This window comes from Streptomyces sp. NPDC048436 (assembly GCF_043200355.1).
GTDB lineage: Bacteria > Actinomycetota > Actinomycetes > Streptomycetales > Streptomycetaceae > Streptomyces.
The window spans coordinates 62,384-82,247 of record NZ_JBICXP010000001.1 but is presented as its reverse complement, the minus strand read 5'-3'; the positions used below and the strand labels follow the sequence as shown (position 1 = coordinate 82,247).

Below are 19,864 nucleotides of genomic sequence, written 5' to 3'. Positions count from 1 at the left end.
CCATTCGGCCACGCGCCAGGCGTCAACCCGCCTGTTCGAGACAGGGAGTTGTCCGGGTGGCTGAAGGGAACGTCCGTGCCGGGAGATTCGAAAGCAGGGGCGGAAACGTCCCTTTGGAGTGAACTCACGCTTGGTCGCTGGCTATTCACTCTCAGTGCGTAAAGATTCCCCCTGTCGATGTTGCCGACGGCGCGCTCATGCGATGTCCCCATCCAGCGAACGCGCGTCGTCCAGCGGCTCCGTAACTCTTGTGGGGGTTCCACCACCTTGAACAGCAACACCTTCCGCATGCCCGCACGCCGTCTCGGCGTGATCGCCGTCGCCACGGCCCTCGCCGCTGGTCCCGCGGCGCTCGCCACCGCGGGCCAGGCGTCGGCGACGGGCGGCGACAAGGGCCGCGCCGGCGCCGTCGTACTGCGCACCGGGCTCGATGTGTCCCTGCTCAACAAGACCTTGAACGTCCCGCTCAAGACCTCGCTCAACGAGGTGCAGGCCCCGGCGAGCGCCGAGAAGACCGCGCTCACCGCCACGCTGGACGGGGTCAACGGCGGGCAGCCGTTCAGCGTCCTGCGGGCGGACGTCGCCACCGCGAAGGCGACCGTCGAGGGCGGGAAGGCGGAGGGGTACAGCAACATCGCGCGGGCGAAGGTGCACGTGCCGGGGCTGCCGCTGCTGTCCCTGATCGAGGTGGAGCAGGTGACGTCCAAGGCGGTCTGCCGCGCGGGCAAGCGGCCCGTCGCCGAGGCGAATCTGCTGGGTGGAGTGACGGTGCTCGGCAAGAAGGTCACGTTGTCGGCCGGGGGGACGACTCGGGTGACTGTGCCGGGGGTGGGTGAGGTGCGGCTCGATCTGTCGAAGACGCGTACGACGTCGCGTACGGCGGCGGCGTCCGCGCTTGAGCTGAAGGTGTCCGTGAATCCCCTGAAGCTGAATGTGGCGGAGGTGGAGGGAGTGGTGACGTTGGCGGGGGTGTCTTGTGAGACGCCTGCGGCGGCTGCGAAGGCCGAGCCTTCGCCTTCAGTGAAGCCGCAGGGGGGTGCGGGGGAGAGGCCGGTCGCGGAGAAACCTGCCGAGGCCAACCTCGCGGAGACCGGGGGGAACTCGGCTACTCCGTATCTGGTGGGTGGCGGAGCGCTGCTGCTCGCCGCGGGTGGCGGGGCGGTGGCGATGACTCGGCGGGGGCGGAAGGGCTGAGGTAGGGGCGGACCCTGCGGGGCTTTCCCCGATCCCGCCCCTTCCCGGAACCATGGGGCTCCGCCCCCTGGACCCCTGAAAAGATGTCCTCAAGCGCCGGACGGGCTGGATCTCTCCAGCCCGGCCGGATAGATCCAGCCCGTCCGGCGTTTGAGGACGAAGACGGCGAAGCCGGTGATGACGGCACGCAAGGCCCTCGCGCCGAGCGAGTTTTCGGGAAGGGGCGGGGTTGGGGAAAATCAACTCCCCAATACCCCCCGCACCGCCTCCCAGAGCCGATCCGTCGTCCCCCGGTCCCGCACCGCCACCCGAAGCCACTCGGCCCCCAGCCCCGGAAACGTATCGCCCCGCCGCAAGGCGAACCCCCGCTCCCTGAGGCGTTCGCGGAGGGCGGTGGCCTCAGGAGCCCGGAGCAGGATGAAGGGGCCCTCCGCGGGCTCTACCGCCCGCACCCCGAAGGGGGCGAACTCCCCAATCCCCGCAAGGAGATAGGCCCGATCGGCGGCAATCCGCAGAGCCGCCCCCGCCGCCTCCGCCAACGCCGCAGGCGCCACGCACGCCTCCGCAGCCGCGAGCGCGGGGGAGGACACCGGCCACAACGGCTGGGCCCGCGACAAGGTGGCGATCGTCTCCGGGTCGGACAGGACGTAGCCGATCCGCAGCCCCGCCAGACCCCACGTCTTGGTGAGGCTTCGCAGGACGACCAGGCCCGGTATGTCCCTGCGGCCCGCCAGCGCCTCCCGCTCACCCGGCACCGCGTCCATGAACGCCTCGTCCACCACCAACACCCGCCCGGGGCGGGCCAGTTCGGCGATCGAGGAGGACGGGTGGAGGACCGACGTCGGGTTCGTCGGGTTGCCGATCACGACCATGTCCGCGTCCCCTGGGACCTTCGCCCCCGAGAGGCGGAACCCCTCCTCCTCCCGCAGCAGGACCCGGCCCACCGCATGCCCCGCGTCCCGCAGCGCCGCCTCCGGCTCCGTGAACTGCGGGTGGATGACGACGGGCCGACGCACCTTCAGGGCGCGCGCGAGGAGCACGAAGGCCTCCGCCGCGCCTGACGTCAGGAGCACCCGGTCCGGCGTCACGCCGTGCCGCTCCGCCACCGCCGCCCGTGCCGCCCGGCCGTCCGGGTAGGCGGCAAGGCCGTCGAGCGAGGCGGCGATGTGCTGTTTCAGCCAGGCGGGCGGAGTGTCCGCGCGGACGTTCACCGCGAGGTCGGTGAGGCCCGCGGCGCCCCGGACCTCGGCATCCCCGTGATGCCGCAGGTCAAGGCCGCCGTCGTACCCGGTCTCGTACCCGGTCTCGGGCTCGGGCTTGGTCTCGGTCTGCGTCTCAGTGCGAGTGCGCATGGGATCCGTGGTGGTGGCCGTGCCCGTGGCCATGGCCGTGCGCGTGGTCCCCGTCGTCGTCCGGGTGGAAGTGCGGCTGCTGCGGAAGCCCCACCTTGTCCTCGAAGCCGGGCAGCGCGATGCGGTAGACGCAGGAGTCGCAGTTCATCCGCAGATCGCCCTTGACCGCCTCCTGGTAGCGCTCCATGACCAGGTCGAGGAGCTCCTCCTCCGGGCCGATCACGTCCGCCGAGAGCACCTCGGTCCCGGGGTGCGCCGCGGCCCAGCCTTCCGTCTGGTGGCGGACCCGGTCCGGCAGGATGCCGGTGAACAGGAAGTAGGGCAGGACCACGACACGCTTCGCGCCCAGGCGTACGCAGCGGTCCAGGCCCGAGGGCACGTCCGGCGCCGCCAGCGACACGAACGCCGTCTCCACGCCCGCGTAGCCACGCCCCTCCCAGAGCAGCCGGGCCGCCTTGTGCACCTCGGCGTTCGCGTCCGGGTCGGTCGAGCCGCGGCCCACGAGCAGCACCGTGACGTCAGCGCGGTCCTCGGGCGTGCGGGCCGAGCCGCCGAGCGCCTCGTCCAGACGGCGCTCAAGGACCTTCAGGAGCGAGGGGTGCGGGCCGAGCGGGCGGCCGTAGGTGTACGAGATGCCGGGGTGGCGCTCCTTCTCGCGGGTGAGCGCCGCGGGGATGTCGCCCTTGGCGTGCCCGGCGGACACCAGCATCAGCGGGACGGCGGCGAAACGTTTGACGCCCCGCTCCACGAGATCGGTGACGGCGTCGCCCAGCGGCGGCGGCGACAGCTCGATGAAGCCGCCGGCGACCGGGAGTTCGGGGTTGCGGCGGGCGAGCTCCTGAACGAAGTCCCGGAAGGCTGCCGCCCCGGCCTCGTCACGGGTGCCGTGTCCGGCGATGAGCAGTGCGGGCGGGGTGGTCACTGGGACTCCTTGGATGCTTCGGTTGTCGTTGTCGTTGCCGTTGTTGCTTCGTTCACGCCGGGCTTCGGCGCGGGCGTCGGCCCGGACGTCTGCCCGGACGTCGGCGCCGGGTGGTACAGCAAAGCGTTCAACGCCGCCGCGGCCACCGCCGAACCGCCTTTCTCCGACACGTTGCTGACAGCGGGAAGACCGCTCTCGCGCAGCGCCGCCTTGGACTCCGCGGCGCCCACGAAGCCGACCGGCAGGCCGATCACCAGGGCGGGCGCCGCGTCCAGGACGAGCAGTTCCTCCAGGGCGGTCGGAGCGCAGCCGATCACCCAGAGCGCTCCGGGGCCCACTTCCTCGTACGCGAGGCGGATCGCGTGGGCCGAACGGGTGAGCCCCGCATGGGACTTGGCGTCCTTGAGGCGGCAGACCGTCCGCCGCTTGGTGATGCCCGCCGCGACCATCTCCACGTCGGCGACGACGGGCGCTCCCGCGTGCAGCGCCGCGTGGGCGGCCACGAGGGCGGCCTCGTCCGTGACGAGGTCCGTCGCGTAGTCGAGGTCGGCGGCGGAGTGGATGACGCGCTCCACCACCGCACGGGTCAGCGGCGCGAAGTGCGAGGTGTCAAGGCGGGACCGCAGCCGCCGGAACGACTCCTGCTCGATGGGGTGGACGACGCGGGTCACTTGGACACCTCCGAAGGGTCCGTGTGCTGCCAGCGGTAGCCGCGCGGGGTCACCATGCGTCCTGCGATCTCGCGGGTCGCGGTGTTGCCGACCGTCACCACCGTCATCATGTCGACCACCGCCGGGTCGAGTTCGCCGATCGTGCTCAGGCGCGCCGACTCGTCCGGACGCGAGGCGTTGCGCACGACACCCACGGGTGTGGAGGGCTCACGGTGCTCGGCGAGGATCGACAGGGCCTTCGGGAGCTGCCAGTCGCGGCCACGGCTGCGCGGGTTGTAGAAGGTGACGATGATGTCCGCCTCCGCCGCCGCGCGCACCCGGCGCTCGATGACCTCCCACGGAGTGTGCAGGTCGGACAGGCTGATCGACACGTGGTCGTGGCCGAGCGGCGCGCCCAGGATCGCCGCCGCCGCGAGCGCCGCCGTCACGCCGGGTACGCCGATGACGTCGATGTCGTCGCTCGCCTCGGCGAGCGCGGGCGAGGCCATCGCGTACACGCCCGCGTCACCGGAGCCGATCAGCGCGACCGCCTGACCCTTCTGGGCCTCCGCGACGGCCGTACGAGCCCGCTCCTCCTCGGCGCCGAGACCGGACTCGATGAGCTTCGTGCCGGGCCGCAGCAGGTCACGGATCTGGTCGACGTACTGGTCGAGGCCGACAAGGACCGATGCCCTGCGCAGCTCCTCGCGGGCGCGCGGCGTCAGCAGATCGCGCGCGCCGGGCCCGAGCCCGACCACGGCCAGCCGCCCACGGGGCGCCTTGCGCACCACCGCGCAGGTCGCCATCGGGGCACGGCCCTCGGGCGCCGACTTCCGCTTCGGTACGAGGAGTTCACCGCCGCCGCGCAGTGCGGAGGCCTCCGCCACGGAGGGCGTACCGACGGCGGCGAGCGGTGCGTCCGAGGGGTTGGGGACGTCGATCCCGGCCAGCTCGTCGGCCGCGTACGTCACCACCGGCACCCCGAGCCGTGCGGCGGCCTCGACGATGCCGGGCTCCTCGGCCTTCGCGTCGACGGTAGTGAGCGCCGCGACGGAGGCGGGAGAGAGCCCGGCGTCCCGCAGGGTGTCCTCGATGAGCCCGAGAACCTCCTCGACGGGCGCGCCTTTGCTGGCGCCTATGCCCACGGTCAGCGAACCGGGCCGCAACACGACCTCGCCCGCAGCGAGTTCGAGCACCCGGTCCGTCACGTGGACGACCGGCCGCCCCGGAGCCCCCTGCCCCGGCGTGACGTTGGGCGGCAGCGCGGGCAGCGGATAAGCCAACTCCGCGTGCAGAGCGACCTGTTCGCCGTCGAGGATCGCACGGGCGACCCCGGCGACATCCCCCTCGACCGGCAGGCCCAGCGTGTCGAGCCCGGGGACGTCCACGGCGTCGGTGGCCGTCGTCACGACGGGCGTGGCCTCCAGCACCTCGGCCACCTCGTGGGCCAGCGCGTTCGCGCCCCCCTCGTGGCCGCCGAGCAGGGCGACGGCGAAGCGGCCCGCCTCGTCGACGCACACCACACCGGGGTCGACGTCCTTGCCCCGGAGGAGCGGCGCGGCGAGGCGGACCACCGCGCCGGTGGCGAGGAAGCACACCACTTGCTCGCATTCGCCGAAGGCCCGCTCCAGCGCCTCCCGAACGGGACCTTCGTACACCCGCGTCCGCGAGGGCCACGACGCGGCGAGACGGTCGCGTGCCGCGCCGCCCGCCGCCGTGGCGGAGATCAGGCCGATCACTGAACTACTCCTTCAGGCAAGGAAGATGAGGGGCGGTCGCCCCACACCAGGAAGACCGGATTGGCCGCGGCGAGCCGCGAGACCCCGCCCGGCAGCGGCGCGAGCCGCGAGGACTGCAGCAGGACGCCGTCGCAGTCGAAACCGGCGCCGGCCAGCGCGGCCCGCACCGCGGGCACCCGGTCCATCGCCGCCATGGCGACCACCACGGTCCGCCGGGCGCGCCGTGCGCACGCCGTCACGATGTCGGGCAGCTCACGGCCGCCCCCGCCGATGAACACGGCGTCCGGGTCCGACAGGTCGGAGAGGACGGTCGGCGCGGCCCCGTGGACGGCGCGTACGTCGACGCCGTGCGCGGCGGCGTTGGCGCGGACGCGCTCGACGCCGTCGGAGGTCTTCTCCACGGCGACGACGGCCGCGCCGAACCGCGCGCACTCCACGGCGACCGAGCCGGAGCCCGCGCCGATGTCCCACACCAGGTCGCCCGTGCGCGGTCCGAGCCGGGCAAGCGCGAGCGCCCGCACCTCGAACTTGGTGATCATCGAGTCGCGGTGCGTGAACTCGCCCTCCTCCAGGGCCCATCGGGTGGGGGAGAGGTGGGGCCCCGCGAAGGTGCGCACGGGCGCGAGGGCCCGCTCCTCGTCGAGGCAGAGCACGACGCTCACCCCGTCGCCCCAGTCGCGGGCGGCGGCCTCCGCGAGCGTGACCCGCTCGACGCGCTCGTGCTCGGGGTCGCCCAGGGCGTGGGCGACGACGAGGACCCGGTTGTCGCAGCGGCGCGCCAGCTCGGCGCCGAGTTCGGCGGGCCCGCTGCCGGGGCCGGTCAGGACGGCGACCTTGGGGTGCGCGCGGCAGGCGTTCACGGCGGTGCGCAGCTCACGCCCGTGGGCGCTCACCACCACCGCGTCGTCCCACGGCAGGCCGATCCGCGCGAAGGCGGTGGCGACGGACGAGACGCCGGGCCGGATGTCGAGCGCCTCGGGCCCGAACCGCTCGGCGAGCGCCCGCACGATGCCGAAGAACCCGGGGTCCCCGGAGGCGAGCACGACGACACCGCCGCTCGCTGTGTCCTTCGCGGACAGAGCCGGCTGCTCCTCGATGGCGTCCAGGGCGGGCGCGAGCGGCCCGAGCACCACCCGGGGCGTCCCCGGCGGCGGCCCGGCGGCGTCGATGTGCCGCCGGGCGCCCACGACGAGCCCCGCGGTGCGCACGGCTTCGAGGGCCGTCGCGTCGAGCGGCGCCCCCGTCCCCGTACCGACGACAGTGATCACGACTTGGCCTTCTCGGCACGTAGCGCGGCCCGCGCTTCGGGGTCGGCCTTGCGGAAACCGTGGAAGTGGCCCGGGTGGTACAGGTGCGAGCGGGTGCCGTGCGCGGCCAGGGCGGGGCCGACCAGGAAGAGCGTGTGCTTCCAGAGCCGGTGCTCCTTGACCGTCTCTTCGAGGGTCTCGATGGTGCAGCTGAGGACGAGCTCCTCGGGCCACGTCACCTGGTACGCGACGACGACGGGCGTGGTCGACGGGTAGCCGCCCTCAAGGAGCTCCCGGACCAGCTGGCCGCTGCGCGCCGCGGAGAGGAACAGCGCCATCGTCGTGCCGTGCCGCGCGAACTCCCGCACCTCCTCGCCGGGCGGCATCGGCGTCTTGCCGCCGCCGAGCCGGGTGAGGATCACGGACTGCGCGACCTCGGGGATCGTCAGCTCGCGCTGCGCGATCGCCGCGACCGCCGAGAAGGACGAGACGCCGGGCACGATCTCGGTCTCCACGCCGAGGTCGGCGCACCGGTCGACCTGCTCCTGGGTGCCGCCCCACAGGGCGGGGTCGCCGGAGTGGATGCGGGCCACCTTCAGGCCTTCGGCGGCGGCCCGTTCGTAGACGGCGACCACGTCTTCGAGTGACATCGTCGCCGAGTCGAGGATCTCCGCGCCCGCGCGCGCGTGTTCGAGAACCTCCTCCTGCACGAGGCTGGCCGCCCAGATGACGACATCGGCGTCCGCGATGGCACGGGCGGCACGGAACGTGAGCAGGTCGGCGGCGCCGGGCCCTGCCCCGACAAAGGTCACCTTGCCGGTGGTGGCTTCGGCGTCGGCCATGGGTGGGGGTTCCTCTCGTACGCAACAGAAAAAACAGTGGGTGTGTCCCGCGCCGGATGTGCGGAGCGGGGGGTCAATCGGCTAGCAAGGGCGCATGGCGGTGTTCGTGGCGCTCGGCGCCTTTGTGATGACCCTGGTGGGCGGCTGGACGGCCCAGCGGGTCACCGACCGGCGCCACCTCGTGCTCGGGCTCGCGGGCGGTCTGATGCTCGGCGTGGTCGGCCTCGACCTGCTCCCCGAGGCGCTGGAGGCCGCGGGCGGCCCGGTCTTCGGCGTACCGGCGGCGCTGCTCCTGTTCGTCGCGGGCTTCCTCACCGCACACCTGGTCGAACATCTCCTCGCGGGCCGTCACGCGGCCCACGGCGCGGAGGAGGGGGCAGGCGGCCGGGTTCCGCAGGTGGGGCTCACGGCTGCCGCGGCGATGGTCGGCCACAGCGTGATGGACGGCGTCGCGATCGGCGCCGCGTTCCAGGTGGGCGGCGGCATGGGCCTGGCGGTCGCGGTCGCGGTCGTCGCCCACGACTTCGCGGACGGCTTCAACACGTACACGATCACCAGCCTGTACGGGAACGCCCGCCGCAAGGCCCTCGCGATGCTCTTCGCGGACGCGGTGGCCCCGGTGGCAGGCGCCGCCTCGACGCTCCTGTTCACCATTCCGGAGCAACTGCTCGGCGGCTATCTCGGCTTCTTCGGCGGCGCGCTGCTCTACCTGGCCGCGGCGGAGATCCTCCCGGAGGCACACCACGAGCACCCGGCGCGCTCGACGCTGCTGTGCACGGTGGCGGGAGCGGCGTTCATCTGGCTGGTGGTGGGCATCGCGGAGTGAGGCGGCGGGGGCGGGGGCCGAGGTAAGGGATCCGGTCATAGTTTCCCGCCCCGGCCGCTGTCGCGCCGCGCGGGAGCGATGAGCGTGGAGAGGTAGGGCAGGGGAGCGTCACCCAGCTCGGCGGCGCCCTGGATGGACTCCTCGGCGAGCCCGAGCGCGGACCCCCACACGGCGTCCTCGGTCCGCCCGGTCTCCCGCAGCGCGGCGGCCACCTCATGCGCGAGCCGCCCGAACTTGTACGCGACGACCGTGCCGGGCCCGGCGAGCGCGTCCTTGAGCACGGCGGCGCCCGCGGTCACCGGAACCAGCGTCAGCGGCTCGGTGCCCTCGGTGAGGACGGCGCCGCTGCGTGCGGCGAGGTCCTGCATGGCGGTGATGCCGGGCACGGTCTCCACCACGACGCCCGGCACGAGTTCGGCGATGGTCTGCGCCAGATAGGTGAACGTGGAGTACACGTTGGGGTCACCGATCGTCGCGAACGCCACCGAGCCCCGGTCGCGAAGGAGTTGGGCGACCCGCTCGCCCGCGGCGTCCCATGCCGCCTCGCGCCGCTGCCGGTCACTGCGCTCGTTGAGCGCGAACACGACACGTACGACCTTGTCCTCGGGCACGTAGTGCAGCACGGTCGCCTCGGCGCGCCCGCGCTCGCCGCCGTCTGTCCCGTCGGACGCGGCCATGACGGGTACGACGACGACATCGGCGGCGCGCAGCGCGTTGACGCCCTTGACGGTGACGAGCTCCGGGTCTCCGGGACCGACCCCGACGCCCACAAGCCTGCTGGTCATCCCCTGCACCTCTCTACGAACCGACGGGCGATACCGGGTTCGGCGGCCCAATGCGTGTGCAGGTAACTCGCGTGCACACCTTGTTGTACGAATCCTTCGAGGCGCCGTTCAGGGGCGTGCAGGCCCCAGGCGGCGACCTCCCCCGCGCCCGGTTCGACGACGGTGCGGTGGAACTCGTGTCCCCGCATCCGGGTCCCGGCGACGGCAAGGGAGCTGTCGGACACGGCGACGGCCTCGCGGTAGCCGAGGGTGAGCCGCTCGGACATCCGCGCGTCCGCGTCAAGCACGCCGCACATCGGCTTTCCGTCCAACTCCCGTGTCAGGTAAAGGAGTCCGGCGCATTCGGCGGCGACGGCGGCCCCGCTCCGGGCCAGCTCGGCCACGGCCTTGCGCAGCGGCTCGTTGGCGGACAGCTCGGGCGCGTAGACCTCGGGGAACCCGCCGCCGATGACAAGGCCTGCGGTGCCGGGCGGCAGTTCCTCGTCGTGCAGCGGATCGAAGGTGACGACGTCGGCGCCCGCCGCGGTGAGCAGTTCGGCGTGCTCGGCGTAGGAGAAGGAGAAGGCGGCTCCTCCGGCGACGGCGACGACGGGCCTGGTCAGCCCGTCTTGCCCGTCCGGCCCGTCCGCCCCGTTCGGCACCGGAGCATCGCCGGCGGCCGGATCCCACGGGTCGGCGTCCAGCGCGGGAGCGCTGCGCGCAAGCGCCAGGATCGCCTCCAGGTCGCACCCCTCGCGGACCTGGGAGGCCAGCGCCGCGACGGACTCGACGGCTTCGGACTGCCGCTCGGCGACGGGGACAAGGCCCAGATGCCGGGAGGGGGCCCGGACCTGCCGCACTCGCCCCAGCGAACCGAGGACCGGCACCCCGGACTCGTCGAGCGCCTCCCGCAGCAGCTCCTCGTGCCGCGCCGAGCCCACCTTGTTGAGGATCACGCCCCCGATCCGGACCTCCGGATCCCAGGACGCGAAGCCGTGCACCAGCGCGGCCACGGACCGGGACTGGGACGACGCGTCGACCACGAGCACGATCGGCGCGCGTAGCAGCTTCGACACCTGTGCGGTGGAAGCGAGTTCACCCTGCCCCGAGGCGCCGTCGTAGAGCCCCATGACGCCCTCGACCACGGCGATGTCGCACCCCCGCGCCCCATGGGCGAACAGGGGCGCGACCTTCTCCGGCCCGCAGAGATACGCGTCGAGGTTCCGCCCGGGGCGCCCCGTGGCCAGCGCGTGATACCCGGGATCGATGTAGTCGGGCCCCACCTTGTGCGGGGACACGGCGAGCCCGGCCGCCGAGAACGCGGCCATGAGACCCGTGGCGACGGTCGTCTTCCCGCTTCCGGAAGACGGCGCGGCGACGACGAGCCGGGCTACCACTCGATGCCCCTCTGGCCCTTCTGCCCTGCGTCCATCGGATGCTTGACCTTGGACATGTCGGTGACGAGATCGGCGAACTCGACCAGGGCTTCGGGCGCGTTGCGTCCCGTGATGATCACGTGCTGGTTCCCGGGCCGCTCCCGGAGCGTCTCGACGACCTCGTCCGTGTCGATCCAGCCCCAGTGCATGGGGTAGGCGAACTCGTCCAGGACGTACAGCTGGTACGTCTGCGCGGCGAGGTCCCGCTTGACCTGCTCCCAGCCCTCGCGGGCCTTGTCCTCGTTGCTCTGCTCGCCGTCGGCGGGCGCGCGCTGGATCCACGACCAGCCCTCGCCCATCTTGTGCCAGTCGACGGACCCGCCCTCACCGGAGGCCCCGAGGACCTTCAGGGCGTTCTCCTCGCCGACCTTCCACTTCGCCGACTTCACGAACTGGAAGACCCCGATCGGCCAGCCCTGATTCCAGGCCCGCAGCGCGAGCCCGAACGCGGCGGTGGACTTCCCCTTGCCGATCCCGGTGTGCACCACGACCAGCGGACGGTTGCGCCGCTGACGCGTGGTGAGCCCGTCGTCCGGCACCACACTCGGCTGCCCCTGCGGCATCAGGCCACGCTCCTCATACGAGTTCCCTGTACGTCCTTGACGAGCCCCGCGATGGACTCCGCCCGCAGTTCGTCGAGCGTCACGGCACTCCCGCCGAGCTCACCCGCCAACTGTCCCGCGAGGCCGAGCCGCACGGGCCCCGACTCGCAGTCCACGACCACCGAAGCGATCCCCGCGGCCCCGAAGAGCCGGGCGGCGCGCCCCGCCTGGGCCACCGGCTCCACGCCTCCCGTGGCCCGCCCGTCCGTCACCACCACGACCAGGGGCCGCCTTGCCGGATCCCGCAGCCGCTCCACCCGCAGCACCTCGTGCGCCTTGAGCAGTCCGGCCGCGACCGGGGTGCGGCCACCCGTGGGCAGCGACTCCAGGCGGGCGGCGGCGGCATCCACGGAGGAGGTGGGAGGCAGCGCCACGGCGGCGTCCGCACCCCGGAAGGTGACGAGCCCGACCTTGTCCCGCCGCTGATACGCGTCGAGCAGCAGGGAGAGCACCGCGCCCTTCACGGCGCTCATCCGCTGCCGGGCGGCCATCGACCCGGAGGCGTCCACGACGAAGAGCACGAGGTTCCCCTCACGCCCCTCCCGCGTCGCCTGCCGCAGATCGTCCCGCCGTACGACGAGCCCTCGCCCGGAGCGCCCGCGCGCCAGCTGATGCGGGGCCGCCGCCTGCACGGTGGCCGCCAGGTGCAGCTTGGTGAGCGCCCCTTGGGGCCGCCGGGCCCCGGTGGTCCGCCCGTGCTCGGTCCGCGCCCGTGACCTGCGCCCCGCGGCGCCCTCACCGAGGCCGGGCACGGTCAGCATCTTCGTACGGAACGGCTCGGCGGCCCGGACGGCCTGCTGCTCGCCGCCACCGGCCGCGGGGGCCTGGGAGGGGGCAGAGTCGTCGTCCTGGCCCGCTTCCTGCTCCTCGGAGGGGGCTCCGGAAGCCTCGGGCGCCTCCGGGCCGCTCTCGGGCGCCTCCGGCCCGCTCTCCGGCGGCTGCCCGCCGCCCCCGGGGCCGTTGCCGCCGCCGTCGGGGTCGTCGTCACCGCCGTCGCCCTCGTCGTCACCGGAAGCCTGCTCCAGCGTGTCGTCGAGCTTGTCCTCGTCGAGCCCCGGCGCGTCGAAGGGGTTGCGCCGGCGCCGGTGCGGCAGCGCGAGAAGCGCCGCCTGCCGTACGTCCTCCGCGAGCACGTCCTCGCGCCCGGCCCAGGCGGCGAGCGCCGTCGCCGTACGCGCCATGACGATGTCGGCCCGCATGCCGTCGACCTCGAAGGCCGCACAGGTGGCGGCGATCTGCCGCAACGCGCCGTCACCGAGCCGCACTTGGGGCAGCAGGGCGCGCGCCGCGACGATCCGGGCCCGCACCGCGGACTCCTCGTCGTGCCACCGCGCGGCGAACCCCTCCGTGTCGTCGTCGTACGCGAGGCGCCGCCGCACGACCTCCACGCGCTGGTCGGTCTCGCGCGACGCGGCGACCTCCACGGTCAGCCCGAACCGGTCGAGCAACTGCGGGCGCAGCTCGCCCTCTTCGGGGTTCATGGTGCCCACGAGCAGGAACCGTGCCGCGTGCCGCACGGATACGCCCTCGCGTTCCACGTACGAGGCGCCCATCGCGGCGGCGTCGAGCAGCAGGTCGACCAAGTGGTCGTGCAGCAGGTTGACTTCGTCGACGTAGAGGATGCCGCGGTGCGCGTCGGCGAGCAGGCCTGGCTCGAAGGCCTTCACGCCCTCGGCCAGCGCGCGCTCGATGTCGAGCGCGCCGACGAGCCGGTCCTCGGAGGCGCCCACGGGCAGTTCGACCATGCGGGCGTCCCGCAGGGAGTCCCCGCCCGCCTCGTGCGGACCGTCGGGGCACGCGGGGTCGGCGGCGGCCGGATCACAGGAGAACCGGCACCCGGCGACCACGGAAACCTGCGGAAGCAGCGCCGAAAGGGCGCGCACGGCGGTGGACTTGGCCGTGCCCTTCTCGCCGCGCACCAGCACGCCGCCGACAGCGGGGGAGACGGCGTTGAGCAGCAGGGCCAGGCGCAGGTCGTCCTGCCCGACGAGCGCGGTGAACGGATAGGGGGTACTCACAAGGCCTCCATGACGTCATTCAGGGCGGGGCGGGGGCGAAGGGCGTCGCAACTCATCCGTCCCCCTCCAGCTCACCCTCAAGTTCGAGGTACGTGGCCCGCAGCCGCTCCAGGGTCTGGGCGTCCGGCTCGGCCCACAGCCCCCGCTCGGCGGCTTCGAGCAGCCGCTCGGAAATCCCGCGCAGCGCCCAGGGGTTGGACTTCTGCATGAACTCCCGGTTCTCCGGGTCGAAGACGTACTCGGCGGAGAGCTTCTCGTACATCCAGTCGTCGACCACGCCCGCCGTGGCGTCGTACCCGAAGAGATAGTCCACGGTGGCGGCCATCTCGAAGGCCCCCTTGTAGCCGTGCCTGCGCATGGCCGCCATCCAGCGGGGGTTGACCACCCGGGCCCTGAAGACCCGGTGCGTCTCCTCGCCGAGCGTGCGGGTCTTGACCTGGTCGGGAGTGGCGGAGTCGCCCACGTAGGCCTCGGGGGACTCCCCGGTCAGATGCCGGACCATGGCGACCATGCCGCCGTGGTACTGGAAGTAGTCGTCGGCGTCGACCAGGTCGTGCTCCCTGGTGTCCACGTTCTTCGCCGCCACGTTGATGCGCCGGAAGGCCGTCTCCATGTCGCCGCGGGCCGCCCGCCCGTCGAGCCCGCGTCCGTAGGCGTAGCCGCCCCAGACCGCGTACACCTCGGCGAGGTCCGCGTCGCTGCGCCAGTTCCGCGCGTCGATCAGCGGCAGCAGGCCCGCGCCGTAGGCCCCCGGCTTGGAGCCGAAGATCCGGGAGGTGGCGCGGCGCCGGTCACCGTGCTCGGCGGTGTCCTCGTCGGAGTGCGCCCGTACGTAGTTGGACTCCGGGGCCTCGTCCAGTTCCGCGACGGCCCGCACCGCGTCGTCGATCAGGCCGATGACATGCGGGAACGCGTCACGGAAGAAGCCGGAGATCCGCACCGTCACATCGATGCGCGGCCGGCCGAGCTCCTCCACCGGCACGATCTCGAACCCGGTCACGCGCCGCGACGCGTCGTCCCACACGGGACGGCAGCCGAGGAGCGCAAGGATCTCCGCGATGTCGTCGCCCTGCGTCCGCATCGCCGACGTACCCCACACGGTCAGGCCGACCGACTTCGGGTAGTCGCCGGTGTCGGCCAGATAGCGCGCGATCAGCGAGTCGGCGAGGGACTGGCCGACCTCCCACGAGAGGCGCGAGGGGATCGCCTTGGGGTCGACGGAGTAGAAGTTGCGGCCGGTCGGCAGGACGTTCACGAGTCCGCGCGTGGGCGATCCGGAAGGACCGGCCGGCACGAACCCGCCGTCGAGCGCCAGCAGGATGTGCCCGATCTCGTCCGTGGTGCGGGCGAGCCGCGGCACGACCTCCTCGCAGGCGAAGCCGAGGACGGCGACCGCGGGCGGCAGTTCGACGCCGATCGTCTCCCGCACCAGCTCACGCACCGCGGCGAGCTCCCAGCCGCGCTCCTCCATGCCCTCGGCGAGGCGGCGGCACAGCTGCTCCAGGAGGTCGATCGCGTCCGCGCCGGACCGTGCGGGGCCATCGACCAGCGAGGTAAGGCCGTCGGCGACCTTCACCGCGGCGCCCGGCTCGGCGAGCAGCTCCTTCTCGCTGAGCCCGAAGTGCTCGGCGAGACAGGCCCGCAGACCGGGCAGGGCGTTGGCCTGACCACCCCACACCTGCGAGGCCCGCAGCACGGCGAGGACCAGATTGACGCGGGCCTCACCCTCAGGGCCGCCGCCGAGGATGTGCAGGCCGTCGCGGATCTGAACGTCCTTGATCTCGCACAGATAGCCGTCGATGTGCATGACGAACTCGTCGAAGGCCGTGTCGTCGGGCTGCTCGTCCACGTGCAGGTCGTGGTGGAGCTCGGCGGCCTTCACCAGCGTCCAGATCTGCGCCCGCACGGCAGGCGCCTTCGTCGGGTCGAGGTCGCTGACGAGTGCGTACTCGTCGAGGAGCTGCTCCAGCTTCGCCAGATCCCCGTACGTGTCCGCGCGGGCCATCGGCGGCACCAGGTGGTCCACCACCGTCGCGTGCCCGCGCCGCTTGGCCTGCGTGCCCTCACCCGGGTCGTTCACGATGAAGGGGTAGATCAGCGGCAGCTCGCCGAGCACCGCGTCCGGGGCGCAACCCCCGCTCAGGCCGAGGCCCTTGCCCGGCAGCCACTCCATCGTGCCGTGCTTGCCCATGTGGACGACCGCGTCGGCGCCGAAGGACATTTCCAGCCAGCGGTAGGCCGCCATGTAGTGGTGCGAGGGCGGCATGTCGGGGTCGTGGTAGATCGCGATCGGGTTCTCGCCGAAGCCACGCGGCGGCTGGATCATCACGACGACGTTCCCGAACTGCAGGGAGGCGAGCACGATGTCGTCGCCGTCCACGTACAGATTGCCGGGCGGCTCGCCCCACGCCTCCAGCATGGAGTCGCGCAGCTCCGGGGCCAGCGTGTCGAACCACGCCCGGTAGTCCGCGAGCGGCACGCGCGCGGGGGCGGCGGCCAGCTGCTCCTCGGTGAGCCACTCGACGTCGTGGCCACCGGCGTTGATGAGCCGGTGGATCAGCTCGTCACCGTTGTCCGGGTGGCCCTCGACGACGTACCCGGCGTCCCGCAGCGAATCCAGGACGCGGATCGCCGACGCGGGGGTGTCGAGACCGACCGCGTTGCCGACGCGCGAGTGCTTGGTCGGGTACGCGGTGAAGACCAGCGCGAGCTTTTTCTCAGCGTTCGGCTTGTGCTTCAACTGGGCGTGACGCAGGGCGATTCCGGCGACGCGGGCAGCCCGCTCGGGGTCGGCCACGTACACCGGTACGTCATCGGGGCCCTGCTCCTTGAAGGAGAACGGCACGGTGATGATGCGGCCGTCGAACTCGGGGATCGCCACCTGCATGGCCGCGTCCATGGGGGACAGCGCGGCATCCGACGCGTCCCACGTGGCGCGCGAGGAGGTCAGGCAAAGCCCTTGCAGGACAGGGATGTTGAGGTCGGCGAGCGCGCCGATGTCCCATGCCTCCTCGTCGCCGCCCGCGCTCGCGCCCGACGCGTGCGTGCCGCCCGCCGCGAGGACGGTGGCGACCAGCGCGTCCGCCCGCCCCAGGATCTCGTACAGGCCCGAGTCGGCGCCGCGCAGCGAACCGCAGTACACGGCAAGGGCGTTGGCGCCCCGCGCCTCGATCGCGTCGCACAGCGTGTCCACGAAGCCGGTGTTCCCGGAGAGGTGGTGCGCCCGGTAGAAGAGCACGCCCACCGTCGGGCGGCCCTCGACATACGCGCGGTCGCCGTGCACCCCGTACTCGGGCATCTTCCGCGGCTCGGCGCTCTGCCGCTCATGCGCGTCACCGGACCGCGCCTGTCCCGCCGCGAGGACGTCCTCCTTGAGGAACCGCGCCAGCTCGCGCAGATTCTCCGGGCCGCCCTCGACGAGATACCGCAGCGCCTCCGCCACGGACCCCGCGTGCACGCTCGACTCGGCCATCAGCTCCGCGTCCGGCACGGCCTCGCCGCCGAGCAGCACCGTCGGGATTCCGACGGCCTTCAGCGCGGCGAGCCCGTCCTCCCAGGCGCGTTTGCCGCCGAGCAGGCGTACGACGGCGATGTCCGCGTCCTCGACGAGCGCGGGCAGCTCGTCCTGCACGTCGACCCGGGTCGGGTTGCCGATGCGGTACGGGGCGCCGCAGGCACGGGCCGCGAGCAGATCCGTGTCGGCGGTGGACAGAAGCAGGACGGTCATGAGGGTGCCCCCGGTGCGATGAAGGGGAGACCGGCGGGTGCGCCGGTCTCGATGAGGCTGAGCAGCGCGTCCGTGTCCGCGTGTTCTTCGATCAGGTCGCCGAGCAGGTCGAGCTGCTCCTCGCGCAGCGCGCCGAAGCTGGTGTCGGGCGCGGGCACGAAACGTCTGCCGGACGCACGGGCGACCTCGGCGAGGAAGCGCCGCCGGAACGCGTCGGACTCCAGGGAGCCGTGCCAGTGCGTGCCCCACACCTCGCCGACGCGGCAGCCGTCCAAGAACGGCTCCCCGCCCAGGACTTGGGCGACGCCGTGATGGATCTCGTATCCCTCGACGGGTTCACCGAGGGCCTCGCCGACCGGCCGCGCGAGGGTCTTCTCGCGCGCGAACCGGACACGCACGGGCAGCAGCCCGAGCCCTTCCACGGCTCCCGCCCGCGACTCGACGTCGTCCTCGATGTGCTCGCCGAGCACCTGGAAGCCGCCACAGATCCCGAGCACGGGACGTCCCTCGGCCGCGCGTCGCGCGAGGGCGGCGGCGAGGCCACGCTCGCGCAGCCACTCCAGGGCGCACACGGTCCCGCGCGTCCCCGGCACGATCACGAGGTCCGCGTCGACGAGTTCCTCTGCCCGGTCCACGAACCGCACGACGACGCCCGGTTCGGCGGCCAGCGCGTCCACGTCCGTGAAGTTCGACATCAGGGGTACGGCACAGACGGCGACCCGCAGCACGTCATCGCCGACCGGGGGAGCGACCACGGACTCCCGCACGGCGCCCCGCAGGGAGACCCGGAGCCCGTCCTCCTCGTCGATGCCGAGGCCGTGCTGGAACGGCAGCACACCGAACGTCCGGCGCCCGGTGAGCTCGTGCAGCATGTCGAGCCCCGGTTCGAGCAGCGAGACGTCGCCCCGGAACTTGTTGACGAGATACCCGGCTATCAGCTCCTGGTCCGCGGCACTGAGCAGCGCGGTGGTCCCGAAGAAGGAGGCGAAGACGCCGCCGCGGTCGATGTCGCCGACGACGACGACGGGGAAGCGGGCGGCCCGCGCGATCCCCATGTTCACGATGTCCGTACGCCGCAGATTGATCTCGGCGGGACTGCCCGCGCCTTCGCAGATCACGGCGTCATAGCTGCCCCGAAGTTCCTCCAGGCATCCCACGACGGTGGAGAGCAGCGCTTCCTGCCGCCCTCCGTGGTAGCCGCGGGCGCTCATCTCGCCCACGGGCTTGCCCATGAGGACGACCTGGCTGCTGCGGTCGCTGCCCGGCTTGAGCAGCACGGGGTTCATCAGCGGGCTCGGCTCGACGCGGGCCGCCTGCGCCTGCATGGCCTGGGCGCGCCCGATCTCGGCGCCCTCACGCGTGACGAAGGAGTTGAGGGACATGTTCTGCGCCTTGAAGGGCGCGACGGAGACCCCCTTGCGGGCCAGCCACCGGCAGATGCCGGCGGTGACGACGCTCTTTCCCGCGTCGGAGGTGGTTCCGGCGACGAGCAGTCCACCACTCATGAGGCCCTGCCTTTCCGCATGGTGCTCACGGCCGCGGCGACCCCGAGGGCCAGCACCCCGACCCGCCGCGACAACCGCACGGCACGCTCGATGTCCGCGACTTCGACGCCGCGTCCTTCCGCGTTCAGGACGGGCCGGTGCTCGATGCGCCCCGCGTAGGAGAGGCTCCCCCCGAGCCGCACGCCCAACGCCCCCGCGAAGGCGGCCTCGACGGGCCCGGCGTTGGGGCTCGGATGCTTCGCCGCGTCACCCCGCCAGGCGCGCAGGGCGCCGCGCGGCGAGTCACCGGCGGCAGCCGCGAGTACGGCGGTGAGCCGGGCCCCCGGCCATCCCATGACGTCGTCGAGCCGCGCGGAAGCCCACCCGTAGCGCCGGTACTTCACGGACTTGTGCCCGACCATCGCGTCCAGCGTGTTGACGGCCCGGAACCCCGCGAGACCGGGAACTCCCCCCAGAGCCCCCCACACCAGGGCGCCGACCACGGCATCGGAGGTGTTCTCGGCGACGGACTCGACCACGGCCCGCGCGATGCCATCGGCGTCAAGGGCCTGCGGATCGCGCCCGCACAGATGCGGCAGCCGCTCCCGCGCCACCTCGACGTCCCCGGCGGCGAGCGCACCGCCGATGGCCCGCGCCTCACGCCCCAGCGAGGTCCCGCCGACCACGGCCCAGGTCGCGGCGGCGGTCAGCGCGAGCGATGCGGCGCGCGAGTCACGTACAAGAGAAGAGGCCAGGACGGCGGCGCCCGCAGCGCCCCCGGCGCACACCACGGTGTGCAGGGCGCCCCACCCGCGGTGGTCCCGCCACAGCACACGTTCGACGGCACTCGCGGCGCGGCCGAACGCGGCGACCGGATGCCCGCGGCGAGGATCGCCCAGGAAGAGATCACCGAGGAGGCCGGCGGCGGCGCCGTACGCGAAGTCGCGATCGGCACACATGGGTTCAGCCGGTCGCTGTGCCGTGAGGAGAGCTCACGCTCGGGAACTGGTCCGGCAACGGGCGGCCGCGCATGGCGATATGTCCTCACTCAGGGTGTCCGC

At 72.9% G+C, this 19,864-nt stretch carries 15 protein-coding genes; 2 read left to right on the top strand and 13 right to left on the bottom strand.

Annotated features, from left to right (window positions below):
- Window positions 1-288 precede the first annotated feature (288 nt).
- Entirely contained in the window at window positions 289-1,194 is a 906-nt protein-coding gene (locus tag ACGFX9_RS00405; RefSeq protein WP_393462977.1) for an SCO1860 family LAETG-anchored protein, read from the top strand.
- Between the two features lie 239 nt (window positions 1,195-1,433).
- Here the strand turns inward: ACGFX9_RS00405 and cobC are convergent, their stop codons facing one another.
- Genes cobC through cobM form a run of 6 tightly spaced genes read right to left on the bottom strand, consistent with a single transcriptional unit; the run spans window position 1,434 to window position 7,946 of the window.
- Window positions 1,434-2,546 carry an Rv2231c family pyridoxal phosphate-dependent protein CobC gene (gene cobC / locus ACGFX9_RS00400; protein ID WP_393462976.1) on the bottom strand — a complete coding sequence of 371 codons (1,113 nt, stop codon included), beginning with the start codon at window positions 2,544-2,546 and terminating at the stop codon, window positions 1,434-1,436.
- Window positions 2,530-3,468 carry a sirohydrochlorin chelatase gene (locus ACGFX9_RS00395; protein WP_393462975.1) on the bottom strand — a complete coding sequence of 313 codons (939 nt, stop codon included), beginning with the start codon at window positions 3,466-3,468 and terminating at the stop codon, window positions 2,530-2,532. The genes cobC and ACGFX9_RS00395 overlap by 17 nt, the downstream gene beginning before the upstream one ends.
- Window positions 3,465-4,139, bottom strand: a complete 675-nt coding sequence (locus ACGFX9_RS00390; protein WP_393462974.1) for a precorrin-8X methylmutase — start codon at window positions 4,137-4,139, stop codon at window positions 3,465-3,467. Before ACGFX9_RS00390 ends, ACGFX9_RS00395 begins: the two co-directional genes overlap by 4 nt.
- Window positions 4,136-5,857: a precorrin-3B C(17)-methyltransferase gene (gene cobJ, locus ACGFX9_RS00385; RefSeq protein WP_393462973.1), complete on the bottom strand. Its 1,722-nt coding sequence runs from the start codon at window positions 5,855-5,857 to the stop codon at window positions 4,136-4,138. The genes ACGFX9_RS00390 and cobJ overlap by 4 nt, the downstream gene beginning before the upstream one ends.
- A complete protein-coding gene (gene cbiE / locus ACGFX9_RS00380) occupies window positions 5,854-7,125 on the bottom strand; it encodes a precorrin-6y C5,15-methyltransferase (decarboxylating) subunit CbiE (RefSeq protein WP_393462972.1) in 1,272 nt (423 codons plus the stop codon). Before cbiE ends, cobJ begins: the two co-directional genes overlap by 4 nt.
- Window positions 7,122-7,946 (bottom strand): precorrin-4 C(11)-methyltransferase, encoded by an 825-nt coding sequence (gene cobM / locus ACGFX9_RS00375; RefSeq protein ID WP_393462971.1) that lies wholly within the window; start codon window positions 7,944-7,946, stop codon window positions 7,122-7,124. The genes cbiE and cobM overlap by 4 nt, the downstream gene beginning before the upstream one ends.
- A 94-nt stretch (window positions 7,947-8,040) precedes the next feature.
- Here cobM and ACGFX9_RS00370 point away from each other — a divergent pair, with 94 nt between their 5' ends.
- Window positions 8,041-8,772, top strand: a complete 732-nt coding sequence (locus ACGFX9_RS00370; protein ID WP_393462970.1) for a ZIP family metal transporter — start codon at window positions 8,041-8,043, stop codon at window positions 8,770-8,772.
- A 35-nt stretch (window positions 8,773-8,807) separates the two neighbouring features.
- Here the strand turns inward: ACGFX9_RS00370 and cobI are convergent, their stop codons facing one another.
- Genes cobI through ACGFX9_RS00335 form a run of 7 tightly spaced genes read right to left on the bottom strand, consistent with a single transcriptional unit; the run spans window position 8,808 to window position 19,762 of the window.
- Entirely contained in the window at window positions 8,808-9,557 is a 750-nt protein-coding gene (cobI, locus tag ACGFX9_RS00365) for a precorrin-2 C(20)-methyltransferase (protein ID WP_393462969.1), read from the bottom strand.
- The gene (locus ACGFX9_RS00360; protein ID WP_393462968.1) at window positions 9,554-10,933 is read right to left on the bottom strand and encodes a cobyrinate a,c-diamide synthase; all 1,380 of its coding nucleotides are present in this window, start codon (window positions 10,931-10,933) and stop codon (window positions 9,554-9,556) included. Before ACGFX9_RS00360 ends, cobI begins: the two co-directional genes overlap by 4 nt.
- Window positions 10,927-11,535 (bottom strand): cob(I)yrinic acid a,c-diamide adenosyltransferase, encoded by a 609-nt coding sequence (gene cobO, locus ACGFX9_RS00355; protein ID WP_393462967.1) that lies wholly within the window; start codon window positions 11,533-11,535, stop codon window positions 10,927-10,929. Before cobO ends, ACGFX9_RS00360 begins: the two co-directional genes overlap by 7 nt.
- Window positions 11,535-13,592, bottom strand: coding sequence for a putative cobaltochelatase (locus ACGFX9_RS00350; RefSeq protein WP_393462966.1), 2,058 nt, complete (start codon window positions 13,590-13,592; stop codon window positions 11,535-11,537). Before ACGFX9_RS00350 ends, cobO begins: the two co-directional genes overlap by 1 nt.
- Before the next feature lie 52 nt (window positions 13,593-13,644).
- Complete coding sequence (gene cobN / locus ACGFX9_RS00345; protein WP_393462965.1) at window positions 13,645-17,319, bottom strand: cobaltochelatase subunit CobN; 3,675 nt, start codon at window positions 17,317-17,319, stop codon at window positions 13,645-13,647.
- Entirely contained in the window at window positions 17,316-18,824 is a 1,509-nt protein-coding gene (locus tag ACGFX9_RS00340; protein ID WP_393462964.1) for a cobyric acid synthase, read from the bottom strand. The genes cobN and ACGFX9_RS00340 overlap by 4 nt, the downstream gene beginning before the upstream one ends.
- Window positions 18,821-19,762, bottom strand: coding sequence for a cobalamin biosynthesis protein (locus ACGFX9_RS00335; protein ID WP_393462963.1), 942 nt, complete (start codon window positions 19,760-19,762; stop codon window positions 18,821-18,823). The genes ACGFX9_RS00340 and ACGFX9_RS00335 overlap by 4 nt, the downstream gene beginning before the upstream one ends.
- Between the last annotated feature and the right edge of the window lie 102 nt (window positions 19,763-19,864).

Excerpts from the sequence above, each read along its gene's own strand:
- ACGFX9_RS00405 (WP_393462977.1), top strand. The coding sequence starts at position 289 with ATGCCCGCACGCCGTCTCGGCGTGATCGCCGTCGCCACGGCCCTCGCC.
- cobC (WP_393462976.1), bottom strand. The coding sequence starts at position 2,546 with ATGCGCACTCGCACTGAGACGCAGACCGAGACCAAGCCCGAGCCCGAG.
- cobM (WP_393462971.1), bottom strand. The coding sequence starts at position 7,946 with ATGGCCGACGCCGAAGCCACCACCGGCAAGGTGACCTTTGTCGGGGCA.
- ACGFX9_RS00370 (WP_393462970.1), top strand. The coding sequence starts at position 8,041 with ATGGCGGTGTTCGTGGCGCTCGGCGCCTTTGTGATGACCCTGGTGGGC.
- cobI (WP_393462969.1), bottom strand. The coding sequence starts at position 9,557 with ATGACCAGCAGGCTTGTGGGCGTCGGGGTCGGTCCCGGAGACCCGGAG.
- cobO (WP_393462967.1), bottom strand. The coding sequence starts at position 11,535 with ATGCCGCAGGGGCAGCCGAGTGTGGTGCCGGACGACGGGCTCACCACG.
- cobN (WP_393462965.1), bottom strand. The coding sequence starts at position 17,319 with ATGACCGTCCTGCTTCTGTCCACCGCCGACACGGATCTGCTCGCGGCC.
- ACGFX9_RS00340 (WP_393462964.1), bottom strand. The coding sequence starts at position 18,824 with ATGAGTGGTGGACTGCTCGTCGCCGGAACCACCTCCGACGCGGGAAAG.
- ACGFX9_RS00335 (WP_393462963.1), bottom strand. The coding sequence starts at position 19,762 with ATGTGTGCCGATCGCGACTTCGCGTACGGCGCCGCCGCCGGCCTCCTC.